At 46.9% G+C, this 14,087-nt stretch carries 15 protein-coding genes and 1 tRNA gene; 3 read left to right on the forward strand and 13 right to left on the reverse strand.

The window, feature by feature from the left end; translation table 11 throughout:
• Nucleotide 1 precedes the first annotated feature (1 nt).
• The 7 genes from ACTRXH_RS15150 to ACTRXH_RS15180 all read right to left on the reverse strand — a co-directional run bounded on the left by ACTRXH_RS15150 (nt 2) and on the right by ACTRXH_RS15180 (nt 5,688).
• Nucleotides 2–856, reverse strand: a complete 855-nt coding sequence (locus tag ACTRXH_RS15150) for an aminoglycoside 6-adenylyltransferase (RefSeq protein WP_474282859.1) — start codon at nt 854–856, stop codon at nt 2–4.
• 15 nt (nt 857–871) lie between these two features.
• Nucleotides 872–1,258 (reverse strand): aspartate 1-decarboxylase, encoded by a 387-nt coding sequence (gene panD / locus ACTRXH_RS15155; protein ID WP_474282861.1) that lies wholly within the window; start codon nt 1,256–1,258, stop codon nt 872–874.
• A gap of 5 nt (nt 1,259–1,263) precedes the next feature.
• Complete coding sequence (gene panC, locus ACTRXH_RS15160) at nt 1,264–2,127, reverse strand: pantoate--beta-alanine ligase (protein ID WP_474282863.1); 864 nt, start codon at nt 2,125–2,127, stop codon at nt 1,264–1,266.
• Nucleotides 2,124–2,966, reverse strand: a complete 843-nt coding sequence (gene panB, locus ACTRXH_RS15165; RefSeq protein ID WP_474282865.1) for a 3-methyl-2-oxobutanoate hydroxymethyltransferase — start codon at nt 2,964–2,966, stop codon at nt 2,124–2,126. The genes panC and panB overlap by 4 nt, the downstream gene beginning before the upstream one ends.
• Nucleotides 2,967–3,150: 184 nt before the next feature.
• Nucleotides 3,151–3,564 (reverse strand): DUF3942 family protein, encoded by a 414-nt coding sequence (locus ACTRXH_RS15170; RefSeq protein ID WP_474263924.1) that lies wholly within the window; start codon nt 3,562–3,564, stop codon nt 3,151–3,153.
• A 45-nt stretch (nt 3,565–3,609) separates the two neighbouring features.
• The gene (locus tag ACTRXH_RS15175; protein WP_474263926.1) at nt 3,610–4,227 is read right to left on the reverse strand and encodes a hypothetical protein; all 618 of its coding nucleotides are present in this window, start codon (nt 4,225–4,227) and stop codon (nt 3,610–3,612) included.
• A 645-nt stretch (nt 4,228–4,872) separates the two neighbouring features.
• Nucleotides 4,873–5,688, reverse strand: coding sequence for an SGNH/GDSL hydrolase family protein (locus tag ACTRXH_RS15180; RefSeq protein WP_474282867.1), 816 nt, complete (start codon nt 5,686–5,688; stop codon nt 4,873–4,875).
• Between the two features lie 178 nt (nt 5,689–5,866).
• On the opposite strand from ACTRXH_RS15180, the gene ACTRXH_RS15185 reads away from it, so the two are divergent.
• Nucleotides 5,867–6,031, forward strand: coding sequence for a hypothetical protein (locus tag ACTRXH_RS15185; RefSeq protein WP_474263930.1), 165 nt, complete (start codon nt 5,867–5,869; stop codon nt 6,029–6,031).
• Between the two features lie 241 nt (nt 6,032–6,272).
• Here the strand turns inward: ACTRXH_RS15185 and ACTRXH_RS15190 are convergent.
• The 3 genes from ACTRXH_RS15190 to yugI form a co-directional block, all read right to left on the reverse strand.
• Nucleotides 6,273–6,348, reverse strand: a tRNA-Ala gene (locus tag ACTRXH_RS15190).
• 135 nt (nt 6,349–6,483) lie between these two features.
• Nucleotides 6,484–7,842 carry a glucose-6-phosphate isomerase gene (locus tag ACTRXH_RS15195; RefSeq protein ID WP_474282869.1) on the reverse strand — a complete coding sequence of 453 codons (1,359 nt, stop codon included), beginning with the start codon at nt 7,840–7,842 and terminating at the stop codon, nt 6,484–6,486.
• Nucleotides 7,843–8,012: 170 nt separating this feature from the next.
• Nucleotides 8,013–8,444 (reverse strand): S1 domain-containing post-transcriptional regulator GSP13, encoded by a 432-nt coding sequence (gene yugI / locus ACTRXH_RS15200; protein WP_079475578.1) that lies wholly within the window; start codon nt 8,442–8,444, stop codon nt 8,013–8,015.
• Nucleotides 8,445–8,594: 150 nt separating this feature from the next.
• Here yugI and ACTRXH_RS15205 point away from each other — a divergent pair, with 150 nt between their 5' ends.
• The gene (locus tag ACTRXH_RS15205) at nt 8,595–9,947 is read left to right on the forward strand and encodes a sodium-dependent transporter (protein ID WP_474279735.1); all 1,353 of its coding nucleotides are present in this window, start codon (nt 8,595–8,597) and stop codon (nt 9,945–9,947) included.
• A 26-nt stretch (nt 9,948–9,973) separates the two neighbouring features.
• On the opposite strand, the gene ACTRXH_RS15210 is transcribed toward ACTRXH_RS15205, so the two are convergent.
• The 3 genes from ACTRXH_RS15210 to ACTRXH_RS15220 form a co-directional block, all read right to left on the reverse strand.
• The gene (locus ACTRXH_RS15210; protein ID WP_474282871.1) at nt 9,974–11,407 is read right to left on the reverse strand and encodes a DUF2254 domain-containing protein; all 1,434 of its coding nucleotides are present in this window, start codon (nt 11,405–11,407) and stop codon (nt 9,974–9,976) included.
• Between the two features lie 145 nt (nt 11,408–11,552).
• Nucleotides 11,553–12,731 carry an aminotransferase gene (locus tag ACTRXH_RS15215; RefSeq protein WP_474263941.1) on the reverse strand — a complete coding sequence of 393 codons (1,179 nt, stop codon included), beginning with the start codon at nt 12,729–12,731 and terminating at the stop codon, nt 11,553–11,555.
• Entirely contained in the window at nt 12,728–13,171 is a 444-nt protein-coding gene (locus ACTRXH_RS15220) for an Lrp/AsnC family transcriptional regulator (RefSeq protein ID WP_051143862.1), read from the reverse strand. Before ACTRXH_RS15220 ends, ACTRXH_RS15215 begins: the two co-directional genes overlap by 4 nt.
• Before the next feature lie 278 nt (nt 13,172–13,449).
• Between ACTRXH_RS15220 and ACTRXH_RS15225 the strand changes: the two genes are divergently transcribed.
• Nucleotides 13,450–14,073, forward strand: a complete 624-nt coding sequence (locus tag ACTRXH_RS15225; RefSeq protein WP_474282873.1) for a cysteine hydrolase family protein — start codon at nt 13,450–13,452, stop codon at nt 14,071–14,073.
• Nucleotides 14,074–14,087: the final 14 nt, after the last annotated feature.

Raw genomic sequence — 14,087 nt, forward strand, 5'->3', positions numbered from 1 at the left:
TTTATTTTACCGCGTGTTTGACCTCTTGAATATATTGCTTCACCCGTCGTCCTTCCTGCTCATTCAACGCAAACCCGCATTCACTCGCAACAAAAGCAGATTCCCGTTCAAACATGACTATCGCCTTTTGCAACGAGGCCCAAACGCTATCGTAAGAGCCCGCTGCATAAGTAGCTGCCAGTTCTTTATTATTCTTGGCCCCGAGGTGTTTTTCCAGATGCTTCGCCTCCTGGCCGAAATTTACTGATGTCTTTTTTTCGAGTACAACCTTCCACTTCAGCATTTGTATCAGCATACGGCGGATAATATTCAGGTGGGCCTGAGCGTAGAGCATTTCTCTTCGCCCCCAGCCTTTGACTACATACACCGCCACCCACCAAAACTCATTACAGCATTGGTGAAAGAATCCCTCTTCCGGCACCTTTGTTTTGTAGCCTATGTCGGTAGGAGCAGGAAAATCAGAAACTGGGTGATCTTTATCCAACAGGCAGCGGGTCAAACCGTCCTGCTCCCAGTGCTCATACCTGCTCTCTGCGTGCTTTAAGGTTAAATCAATGCGGTTACCATCCTGAAAAAGCATCAGAAAGGCAAATGACTCTCCCAACGGTTCACGGTATAAATTCATTTCATCCGGGGTCTGCATAATCAAAGGCTTTCCAAACACTTCAAGCCAGGTCCGGTCCTGAATCATTTGTTCCATATTTTCCACAAAATAAATAATATCAAAATCACTGAAAAGATCAGGACTGCTGCTTCCGGCGGCTGCACGGGATCCGCTTAGAGCTGCGGCCCGGACCCGTTCATCGTTTCTGGCAGTCTCCATTATCAGCGCCATCACAGCCTCAGGCGTGCGCACAGGCAGCATCTCCTTTTAATCCAGGCTCGTCGATGCAGGCTCGTAAGACAGCATCTGCCTGATTTGATTATGACTATCAAGCACAGCCACTGCCGGTTTGAACTCCCGGGCCGTTTCATTTTCCATCAATGCATAAGCAATAATGATGACCACATCCCCCGGCTGCGCCATTCTCGCGGCTGCACCGTTCAGGCAAATTACCCCGCTGCCCCGGGAGCCTTCAATTACGTACGTTTCCAGACGGGCCCCGTTCGTATTATTGACTACCTGCACTTTCTCGTTTTCCCACAGGTCCACCGCCTCCATCAGGTCCCGGTCAATGGTAATGCTTCCTACATAGTTTAAATCTGCTTCTGTAACTACAGCCCGGTGAAGCTTTGATTTCATCATCGTACGGTACATCAGCGTCACACCCTTTCTTTCTGGTCAGGAGAAAGAATAATATTATCGATGAGTCTCGCTCCCGAAAACTGCACCGCTCCTGCGATAATTACCTGCCCGTTCCATTCCCTTACAGGTTTAAGACCGGGATAAGTTAAAATATCCATATAATCAATCGTTCCGGAAATGTTAGCTTCTACTGTATGTTTTGCTTTCTTTAAAATGGCCCCGGGTCCATAAAACCCCTCTTCTATCCATAACGCTCCCTGCTTTAATCCTTCATACAGCCAGACAGCTTCCCGGCGCTCCCTGCTGGTTAAATTCACATTTCTGGAGCTCAGAGCCAGGCCGTCAGCTTCCCGAACCGTCGGGCCAGTAACAATCTCTGTTGGAAGATTAAAATCACGGACCATATTCGTCAGTACAGCGGCCTGCTGCGCATCCTTCTGCCCAAAGTAGGCCCGTGCCGGCTGAACAATCTGCAGCAGCTTCAGCACCACGGTCGCCACTCCGTCAAAATGTCCCGGCCGGCTTTTTCCGCAGAGCACATCACTTCCCTCATGCACGCGCACCCCTGTCTGCATCTCTTCGGGATACATCTCTTTCGCTGACGGGGCAAACACTATATCGACGCCCCGGGCTTCGGCTTTTTCAAGATCCGCTTCGAGCGTACGCGGATACGCTTCGTAATCTTCATCCGGACCAAACTGCAGCGGATTGACAAAAATGCTCACCACTACTGCATCGTTTTCTTTCAAAGCCTGCATCATTAATGAAAAATGTCCTTCGTGCAGTGCTCCCATTGTCGGCACAAAACCAATTATTTCTCCCTGCTGTTTTCTCTCATTGATATGTGTGCGAATTTCCTGAATTGAAGTAAATACTTTCATGACGATGCGCCTCTGCTAAGATCTTTCAGCACAGAGGCATCCATGGAAAAAGTATGCCTCTCCTCTGGAAATGCTTTCGCTTTTACATCACTTACATAGCTCTCAAGGGCTTCGTCAATTTGTTCCTGCACATTAGTGTACTGCTTAGCAAAGGAAGGAACAAAGCTCTCTCCCCATCCGACAGCGTCGTGAAAAACCAGCACCTGACCGTCAACGCCGGCCCCGGCGCCTATGCCGATAACCGGAATCGAAAGATGCACTGCAATCCGGGTGGCAAGCTCTCCAGGAACACATTCAAGCACCAGCGCAAAAGCTCCCGCCTGTTCGAGTCTCTCTGCTTCTTCCATCAATCGCTGTGCTTCTTCTTTTGTTTTCCCTTGTACTTTGTACCCGCCAAGTACCCCTACGGACTGGGGAGTAAGGCCGAGATGCCCTATGACCGGGACGCCGGCAGCCGTTAAGCGGGCGATAGTCCCTCTGGTAACTTCATCTCCCCCTTCAAGCTTCACTGCCTGGGCACCGCCTTCCTGCATCAAACGTTTCACTGCTGTAAACGTGCTCTCCATAGAGGAATGATAGGTTAAAAAGGGCAGATCCACTACGATAAATGTGCCCGGAGCCCCCCTGCGAACCGCACGTGCATGCATCACCATATCGTCAAGCGTTACCGGAATCGTGGAATCGTAGCCGTGCACGACCATCCCCGCCGAATCACCCACAAGTATCATATCCATGCCAGCTTTTTCCGCGGCCTTTCCCGCCGGAGCGTCGTACGCTGTGATCATCGTAATCGGCTCCTGCCGTTCTTTCATCTGTTTAAATACCGCCGTGCTTTTCATCTCTCTCCTCCTGCTTCACTCAAAAGATATAGAATTATCTGATATTTTAGCCGATACATACTGCTTAGACCGACTTGTATTTACACATGTATATTATCTGACGCCCCTGCCATTTATTCAACCGCCGCGACTTCGTTTATCCAAAAAAATTCTTCAATAAAAAATGCCCCCCCGTAAGAGGACATCAATAAATATTACTTAAGTCGAGCGAATCCCCAAATGTCTGAATCAGATACCGGCGGATCAAATCACGGCTGAACGGGGTTTCGTCTGCTTCACTGCGGGCTTCATCGTCTTTGGCAATAATGTGATCTATATGGGCTTTATTACCATTCACTTTTTGAATGACAGTGATGCGGTGGGAAGGGATATGCTTCAGCTCAAAAGAAAGCTTTCGCTTATTGATCTTAATATAGCTTTCGTGAAAGCCTGCTTCAATATGAAACTTGCGGTCGTTTATATTTTTAAATTCTTCTTCAAGATCCATAAAATAATACATGATTTCCCTCGCCGTCGAATCGATTAGCTGCTGCTCGGGCAGGGCATCAATATTTAAATATTTGCGTGTTTTAGTAGCGAATGTATTTTCAAAGCTCATTGATTTTCTCCCCTTTCAATTGCGTATCAAGTATTCAGTGCCGGCTCACATTACGGGCCTGAACACCTTCACCCTTGTCTGAACCCTGGTATTAACCGCTGCAGGAAACGCTTCTGCAGCCCTCCGGATGAACCACCCTGCGGACTCCCGGACGTGGTCCGGAGTAATTGTTTTCTTATCGAGCTTTTCGTCCAGCTTTTTTCGGAACTCGGTGACCCCTTCTTTATCTTCGCCAAAATACGCGTGATTGACTTCTGGAACCCGGCGGTCGAACGTATATGGGTTGAACTGCTGGTCTCCTTCATCCGTGCCGACATAGCAGAAAGCCACCTGCGGATTCCCAACTTCGTCAAACTGCATAATCGCAGCAGTCATATTTAAGCCAAGCTCCTTTTTCACGGCCAGACTTTCGTCGTATACCAGCTGCATTTTTTTATCAATTGGCTGTTCCTTATGTGATTCGAGAATCTTTACAAGCTGGGACCGGTGGGCGTCTGTTGCCACACCACTCACAGCCAGCAGCGCATTTCCGGCATCAAATACCTTCTGCGCCTTTTCATCCGCCGGCCCGCCCTCAAGGCTTGCCCCCTTTGAGTCCGTAGCAATCATCACAAAAGGATCCCCTTTGGGAGGTACGGCGCTTAGTAATAGTCCGGCAGTCATACTTTCACCTCTTCCAACATTCCTTGTGTCTAATGGTAATTACCCTCTGAGCGCACGGGCAAACGTCCCCCGGAAGCACTGTTATTTTTCATTTTTATAAGCCAATGTTGTTAATTTCCCGGAAAATCCATTTTAAATTTTTCGTAGCAAACCTTCCAAAATTCTTCAATACTCAGCATATCGGCGTTAAGTTGAGTACTTCTTTTGCCTGCTGAAGGAAAAATCGAGACAGTTACTATTTTCGGTTCACATTGATACAGGTACGAAATACGGCTCCAGCAGTTACAGGCCTGGCTGAAAACCAGTTCACGCGCAGTATAGCTCATAGAAAACTCCTTCCTGTTTCTTTTGGCTATGCTTTTCTTCTATTTGGGTGTATACCTTTATCTTACCTAATATCGAGAGGAAATGAGTTGTTTTTCCTCATTCTTCCTAAAACAGTACTTCTTTCACATGTTCTTTCGTTAACCTCCGGAAGCCAAACAGAGGAATTCGTGAAAAGCCCGGCAGCTTCCCTGCTGGTACTGAACTTTCCTCTTATAATCTACTAATTGCATTTGTAAACAGTTTCAGGGGAAGGCCTGCAAAAAAAGAACGCCCTGCCTTCGCAGCACGTTCTTTCTATAAAAGCACTTTATGGATCTTTTAATCGGATGCTTCTGCCTTCTGAACGGGGGTCTGCTCAAAATACGCATCCATATGCTTATACCAGAGCCGATAGCCTTCGCTGTTTGGGTGAATGCCGTCACCAATATACTGTTCCATTTGACGGCCGTTTTCTGCATTTTCATGAAAGGGCACAGAGGCATCTATAAACAAGACTCCCTGATCGCGCTCAAATTCTTCTTTGAGCTGATCCGCAAACTCCTGATAGCCGCTATCCAGCTCCGGAGTCGTGCTTTCATAGGTGATCGCCGGGTTTGGGTTCATCACCAATACTACGGCATCCGGCGCTTTCGTTTTCGCTTCCCGGATCAACTGATGGATATTATCAATACTTTGAGCAGCCCGAATGCCCCGATAGAAATCATTCAGTATACCTGTCTCAATAATCACAAAATCCGCTTCTTCAGAAAGCTCAGCATCGATCATTTCCCGTTCAAGCATATCCTCTGAGGAATAGCCATTAACTCCATGATTGTTCAGCTCTACGTGCTCGCTGTCATCATTAATCTGCTGCAGTCTCTCCTCTAATAGGCCAGCCCATGATTCGCTGTAGCTGTCCGCTCCGGTCCCGGCAGCCACACTTGATCCAAACACTTCTACAGTAGACGTATGATATGTATTTAGGCGGTGCTGCAAAAATGAATAAATATTCATCTCTTCCAGTTCTGAAAGCTCCTCGTCCGGGGTTTTAATTCTCTCACTGTTTTCATTTACAGATTCTCTGTTTAAAGAAACGATTATCCATATACCTCCAGCTGCGGCTGCTGTAATCAGCAGTATAAATCTTTTTCTCATCTGTCCTAACTCCTTTTGCTATGTTCGATAGAGAATTGATCATAGCATAATATATTTCAGCAGCCTCCTACAAGGTCTAAAGAATCAGTTCTTTTCATTTATCAAATTTTTCTTACAATAGAAGTTATAACCCTCTGACGGACGGGAAAACCGTTATAAAAAGTGAGGTGAATAATTAATGTTAATGGTGAAATGCCCGGAATGTGGACACGAAAACACAGCTTCCATTCAAATGCCGCCCGAAACGTTAAGTACTGATTCCAACGTTTCCGGAAACGAACAGCCGTGTGAAAACTGCCATGCCTCGATTCCATTGTCCAACGAAAACCTCTACTATAAATAGGCAACCACTGTCAGCCTAAACACATACCGCCGAAACAAAGAACGACGCCGGGCCGAGGATAGTCCCTCAAACCGGCGTCGTTGGCGTGGTATGTATCTTGGAATGAATATATAATACCCCAACGCGTTTCAAACAGCAAGTTTTGTAACTAAAAAAAGTACATATACTTTTATAAGCCAATACAAAAACGACACCAGGATGAGAAGAAGCTCTCAAACCGGTGTCGTTGACGTAATATGTATGGTGGAGCCTAGCGGGATCGAACCGCTGACCTCTTGGCTGCCAGCCAAGCGCTCTCCCGGCTGAGCTAAGGCCCCATATTTTTGCTGATAAAATATCAGCCGACAAGAAATATTGTACCTTGTGTGTCTCTGTCTGACAAGTCCTTTTTTCACGTTTTTGTGTAACTTTGCAAAAAAGAGGGCCTGCCCGCGGGCAGGCCCATTTTCTGCTTACTCTTCACTCAGCCGCGTTTCAAGTGCTGTCTGGCGTTCTTCAAATCCCGGTTTGCCGAGAAGGGCAAACATGTTCTTTTTATACGCTTCCACGCCTGGCTGGTCAAATGGATTGACACCGAGCATATAGCCACTCACAGCGCACGCTTTTTCGAAGAAATAAACGAGATATCCGAAGTAATACTCATTCCATTCCGGAATATCAATAATAATATTTGGAACGCCGCCGTCAGTGTGGGCAAGAAGCGTTCCTTCGAATGCTTTCTCGTTGACGAAGCCCATCGTTTCTCCTGATAAATAATTTAAGCCGTCCAGGTCATCATCAGTGTTTTTCAATTCCAGAGCGCTCCCTGCATCCTGAATATGAAGTACTGTTTCGAGCAAATGGCGCCGGCCTTCCTGGATATACTGCCCCATCGAGTGCAAATCTGTTGAGAAATCGACTGCAGCAGGGAATAATCCTTTGCCGTCTTTGCCTTCGCTTTCCCCGTACAGCTGCTTCCACCATTCAGATACAAAGTGCATGTGCGGCTCATAGTTTACCAGCAGTTCAATGGCTTTCCCTTTCTGATACGCAGCGTAGCGGATAGCAGCATAACGGTAGGCCGAGTTTTCTTTTACACTCTGAAGCTTGCCAGCCTCCATGGCTGCAGCCGCTCCGTGCATCATCTTTTCCACATCCAGGCCTGCTGCCGCAATAGGAAGAAGTCCTACGGCTGTAAGAACGGAATAACGGCCGCCGACGTTATCCGGCACGACGAATGTTTCGTAGCCCTTTTCGTCAGCCAGCGTTTTTAAAGCACCTTTGCTTTTATCTGTCGTAGCGTAAATTCTTGAAGCCGCTTCCTCTGCCCCGTATTTATTCTCGAGCCAGTCCCGGAACACCCGGAATGCAAGAGCCGGTTCTGTTGTAGTGCCGGACTTTGAAATGACGTTCACCGAAACGTCCTTGCCCTCCACCATTTCAAGAAGGTCATGCATGTAGCGCTGACTGATCTGGTGGCCGGCGAAATAAATTTCCGGGCCGTTCCGTTTAGAACCGTCGAGCTGGTTGCGGAATGAATGACTCAAGCTGTCAATGGCCGCCTTCGCCCCAAGGTAGGAGCCCCCAATACCGATTACAATCAGCACATCTGAATCCTTTTTAATTTTTTCGGCTGCCTGCTGGATGCGGGAGAATTCTTCTTTGTCGTATGTATCCGGAAGATCAACCCATCCGAGATATTCCGAGCCAGCCCCGGTTTTTTCATGAATCATGCGATGGGCCGTTTCCACCATCGGCTGCAGCTGCTCAATCTCATGTTCTGATATTTCCTGAGAAATATTTTTGCTGTTTACTTCAATTTGCTTTGCCATGTTATTACTGCCTCCCTTAAATATGTTTTACGTTTTCTCCGCCTCTATAACCCTTCTCTATTATAAAGAAAAACCCGGGCGCCCGCAAAACGTTCTTCAAACACCTGTACCCGTTTCAACCATATAAAAAAACCGCCGCTCGAAAGCGACGGTTCTTAAAGCGGGAATCATTATTTCCGTACCCGTTTATTCAGATCTGCCTGAATTTCATTGGATTGCTTCAGCCAGTCTTTTAATTTATCTTCAAGAGTATTAAATCCCTGAGTGTCGTTATTACTCTGCTGGGCTGGACGGCCGCTGCTTTTGCTTTGACGCGGAGCCTGGCTCTGCGGACGGCTTTCGCTTTTTTCCGGTGCCGGAAGGGTGTCCCGGATGGAAAGAGAAATCTTTCCTGATTCCTGATCGACGGATTTGATTTTCACTTTAACTTCATCGCCTACTGACAGTGCTTCGTTAATATCCTTAACGTAGCCGTGGGCGATTTCAGAAATGTGAACCAATCCTTGTTTATTTCCGTCGAGCGCAACGAACGCGCCGAATGGTTTAATTCCCGTTACTTTCCCCTCGACGATTGCGCCTACTTCATATTGCTGTACTGACATTCAAACAACTCCTATAACTTTTTATTAACTTTCAAATTATAGCATTATTTTCGAAATTCGGCAATCGATAAACTCACGGCCTATTCTTGACAAAAGTCCCACATGTTCGGTACTTTAAAGGAATAAATTAATTTTAAGGAGGAACCTACTATGAGCCAACCACGTGAACAGTGGGGGACGAGGCTTGGGTTCGTATTAGCAGCAGCCGGATCTGCCATTGGTCTGGGCGCTGTCTGGCGTCTGCCGTATGTTGCAGGCACCAGCGGCGGCGGGGCTTTTTTTCTGATTTTTGTTGCTTTTACGCTCATTCTCGGAACCGCTTTATTAATAGCCGAATTTGTGGTCGGGCGTCGCACCCAAAAGCCGCCGGTCCCCGCCTATAAAACTATTGCGCCGAATACCCCCTGGTTTTTTAACGGTATCATGGGCATGATCTGTGCTATTTTAATTTTATCCTTTTATTCCGTTGTCGGCGGATGGATTATTATTTACTTTGTCCGGAGCCTTGGAGGTCTTGCAAGTGGAGGGACAGATTACGAGGCTCTGTTTGGCTCGATTATTTCCAACCCCTGGGAAGTAGGCATTGCGCACCTTGCCTTTATGCTGATTACGATTCTTGTCGTACAGGGCGGCGTGCGTAAAGGTATCGAACGGACGACCAACTGGATGATGCCTGCACTGTTTATTTTATTTATTGTGCTTGTAATCCGCTCGCTCACCCTTGAAGGAGCCGGCGAGGGTATTGCTTTCTTTTTGCAGCCCGACTTCAGTGCAGTCACAGGCACCACAATTCTATTTGCCCTTGGTCAGGCGTTTTTCTCCCTCAGCCTCGGTAACTCTGTGATGGCTACATACAGCTCCTACCTTCCGAAGGAAAAGAGTCTGGTTAACTCAGCGTTTTCTATCGTCGTATTGACGATTGTCATTTCACTGCTTTCCGGGCTTGCGATTTTCCCAGGAGTGTTCGCTTTTGATATTCCACCGGATGCCGGGCCGAATTTGATCTTTATTGTACTTCCGGCAGTGTTTGAGCAACTTGCACTTGGTTCGCTGTTCTTTACGCTGTTTATGCTTCTGCTCATCTTTGCTACGTTAACCTCGGCGTTTTCCCTGCTCGAGATTATTGTCTCTTCAGTGTCTTATAAACGCCCGGACAGCCGCGGACGTACAGCCTGGGTCGTTGGTATTCTGATTTTCGTTCTCGGCATTCCGTCGAACCTGTCATACGGACTGCTATCCGACTGGCTGATTTTCGGCAATACCTTCTTTGATTCCATCGACATTCTGACAAGCAATTTTCTGCTTCCCCTCGGGGCGTTGATTGTTTCTCTGTTTCTCCCATTAAAAATTAAGAAAGCAGACCTTCGTGATGAAGTGATGCGCGGATCTGCGATGGGAAATGGTGTATTTCTCATCTGGTTTACCATCATTCGTTACATCGCCCCTGTGGCGATTATCATCGTATTCATTAACTCACTTATTGGCCTGTTTACAGGAGCCTAAAAAAAGCAGCCCGCGGGCTGCTTTTTTTATTCTTTATACTGACGTTCCGGAATATGTTTTTCCTGAATAACGCCACGGTCAATGAAATCGCGCACAAAGCTTTGAAAAGATTCCTTGTCCTCCGAGTTCTTTGCAAGAGCTTCAATATTGTTCACAAATTTCAGCTGGTCGTAATCGTATTTAAACTGGCCGGTAAATCCGCGTGCGATTACTTTCCCGTAATGCCAGCAGCAGTTTCTATCTTTCGTATTCAATGCTTTTGATAAAATCACCAGTGCTTCAAGCAGGCTGTTTGTAACAACCGGATCATTCTCAGAATACGAGGCGATGTGACTGAAGGCTGAATATACATAAAACGAGAATTCTTCATCCTGCATAATCAGGCGCAGCGTTTCATCTTCATCTGTTAAATATGGAGTGAATTTAGTCACTTTAGAAATCGAAAACAGCAGGTCCGTCAGCTGGTAAATAGCGTCCTGGGCGGTCATAGGTTCATCGTTTCCAATCGATTTGATCGCAATTTCAGTCAATTTCCGGATGCCGAATTCCAAATCCTGCACTTCCGTTTTACTGTGTCCCAGGTATAAAAACTGGCGGAATTTCTGTTCATTGATCGCCATATCTGCGCTGCTGTCTGTTTTCCAGTATTTAAATAACGTAATTCCTTCCATGACAAAGTCACCGACGCGACGCTCCATTTGAATAACGATCCCGTCTTTTCTGGCTTCTCGTATCAGCTTGCCGAAATCCACCACCTGCAGAAAGCCGGTCCGTTCACTGGCCACTACATGGGCCCCGCCGTGTGTTTTTTCCCGGAAAACCCGATTTGGATCCTGTGGACGGTAAGGCTCAAGGTCATAGACGAGCGTATTCAAAATACGCAGCTGGGACTCTTCCTTCATGGAGGTGGTAATGCTTGATACCTGCATCCATCTCGTCGCGTGGTTGATAAACAAAATAAAATTAATGACAGAAATAGAGGTCATTACCACGCCGGAGATAGGGAAAATTACGTATTCACTCATGCTTGAATCAAGGAAGAAGAATACAAACAGCAGGAAAAAGAAACATAAATTAAAGATCCCAATGGAGTGCTGGGTTTTTCGGTCGGAAATAAAGTTAAACAGCACCCTTGGGGTAAACTGACCTGAAAAACTCGTCAGCACGACGAGTATCGAGTTAAAAGTGAAGGCGTTCAAGGTAAGTACGCCGGAGAGCATTGTGCTGTACATCGTCTGCGCCAGGCTGTATTCCGTCGAAAATACCGGCAGCGAATTGAAGGCGGGCTGCAGACCGAATTCCGCCCAGTAGGCCACCACGGAAAGCACGGCTGCGAGCATAATGTAAAGGGCCGGAAGCACCCACAAGCTCGAGCGTATTTCATACCACTGCTGGCGGTAGGACATGCTCATCATCTGCCGTATTTTTTTCGGCAGCATGCGTCGAATAGCATTTTTCAATAAATTCATCCTCTCTATACGAACCGAAAATACGTATGTAAATCCCTGTACCATTTTCCCTTCTGTTTATGTTTTAAACTGAAGGGAGTATATTCCAACTTTACATGAAAAAACCGGCAGAGAAAACCTGCCGGTCCGTGTTTTTTTACCCATGCCGGTCCATGAAGCGTTTGAACCGCTCCATGGCCTCTACAAGCGACTCCAGCGAAGTAGCATACGAGCAGCGGACGTGGCCTTCTCCACCTGAACCAAAGACTGTCCCCGGCACCACAGCCACCTGCTCCTCTGTCAGAAACGTCTCGGCAAATGTCTCAGCGTCCATACCGAGCTTCTCAATCGAAGGGAACGCATAGAATGCGCCGAGCGGCGTGTGGCATTCGAGTCCCATCTCTGCAAATGTCTTCACTAAATAATTACGGCGCTGCCGGTAGCTTGCCACCATCTTCTCGACATCTGCGCGTCCGTTTTTCAACGCTTCAAGCGCTCCAAACTGGGCGGAGGTGGACGCACACATCATCGTATACTGATGAATTTTTAGCACTGCAGCCATAATATCTTTCGGGCCGCATACATATCCTACCCTCCAGCCTGTCATCGCAAAGGCTTTTGAAAAGCCGGAGATCAAAATTGTGCGCTCGAGCATGCCCGGAAACGCCGGAAGGCTTGCGTGCTCATAATCGTAGCTGAGCTCGGCGTAAATTTCATCCGATACAGCCAGCAGGTCATAGTCCTTGATGACCTTTACGACCGGCTCGAGCTCTTCTTTTGACATGTGGGCTCCGGTCGGGTTGTTCGGGTATGAAAGAAGCACCGCTTTCGTTTTTGAAGTGATAAGGGCTTCAAGGTCTTCTGCATTGATTTTAAAGTCGTGCTTTTTCGTCGTTTCGAGTGGTACCGGCACTCCCCCGGCCATAGTAATAATCGGCGCATAGGAGACGAAGCATGGCTCAGCGACAATTACTTCATCCCCCGGATTAATAATTGCCCGAAAAGCCGCATCAATGCCTTCACTTGCTCCTACAGTAATCACAATATCCGATTCCGGATGATACGAGACACCAAAAGAGTTCTCGAGATAATATGAAACGGCTCTTCGAAGCTCAATCAATCCGGCATTCGCCGTATAGGAGGTAAAGCCCCTCTCCATCGATACAATGCTCGCTTCCCTTACATTCCACGGGGTGACAAAATCCGGTTCCCCCACCCCGAGGGAAATGACGTTATCCATCGTAGAAGCTAAATCAAAAAACCGGCGTATGCCTGAAGGCTTTAACTGCTGCACGGTTTCTGACAGTCTGTGCTGCTGTGTGGAGGAAGTATTCATGGCGAGACCATCATTCTGTGATCTTCATCGTCGTCGCCGAACACTACTCCGTCGTGTTTGTAGGTTTTCAGGCGGAAATGCGTCGTCGTGGAAATAACCGAATCAAGCGCAGACAGCTTTCCAGAAACAAACGAAGCGATTTCAGACATCGTTTTTCCTTCGATGACCACCTGAAGATCGTACGTACCAGACACCAGATACAGGGCTTTGACCTCCGGGAAACGATGAATCCGTTCTGCTACTTCATCAAACCCGACTCCCCGCTGCGGAGTGACTTTCACATCAATCATTGCCGTCACTCCATCATGGTTATTGACTTTGCTCCAGTCCACGACAGTAGCGTATGTGACGATCACTTTGTTTTCCTCTAATTTTTTCAGCATCATTTCTACTTCTTCTTCTGTTTGATCTATTAGCTTGGCAATGGTTTTAATATCCATTCTGGCGTTCTGCTCTAATAAGTGCAGAATCTCTAACTCTTTTTCGTTCAAGGATGGCAGCCCCTTTCTCTCTCCTCAAAATTACATCTCCTGTGTACTATTGTACACTAAGAGAGGACACCAAACGACATGTCCTTCCTTTTTACAATATTTTTTGGATAGTATATAAAACATTATCAAGCTTTCCGCGAAAATTTTCAAACTGATTCGCCGCTGATTACAAAAAACTCTTTTAAAATTTATTCAAAAAAGGAATCAGTAAAAATGGAGGCGATAAAATGGCATCAGAAAAACCCCATGTAAACCAACAGTCCAGTGTGGCTTTTGTAGTTCTAGATATGATCAACGATTTGGATTTTCCGGACAGCGACGATTTACTTCCTCATGCTCTCGATGCAGCTGAAAATGTTAAAAACCTGAAGAAACAGGCGAAAGAAAAAGATATACCTGTTATTTATGTGAACGATAATTACGGACGCTGGCAGAGTAATTTCCCGGACCTGGTAGAATACTGCAGACGTGACGGAGTACCCGGCAAACCAGTAGTAGAAAAAATTCTACCTGACGACGATGACTATTATATACTCAAACCCCAGTTTTCCGGCTTTTTTGCTACTCCGCTGGAAATCCTGCTTAACTACCTGGGAGTCACGACAATTATATTCGCCGGCGTCGCCGGGAACATGTGCGTACACTTTACAGTAAACGATGCCTACATGCGCGGGTATAAACTAATGGTTCCCCAGGACTGCACCGCATCGAACAGTATGCAGGCCAATGAAGAAGCAATTAATTTAATGAGTAAGGTACTTGGTGCCGATACTAGGGACAGCAGTGAATACGATCTGGAAAAAATCATTCAGGAAGCCCAGGAGCTTCCACAGCCGTCTCATTCTTCATAAACACGTAAAAGCTT

The sequence above is a fragment of the Marinococcus sp. LNHM5E3-2.1 genome, from assembly GCF_056034365.1.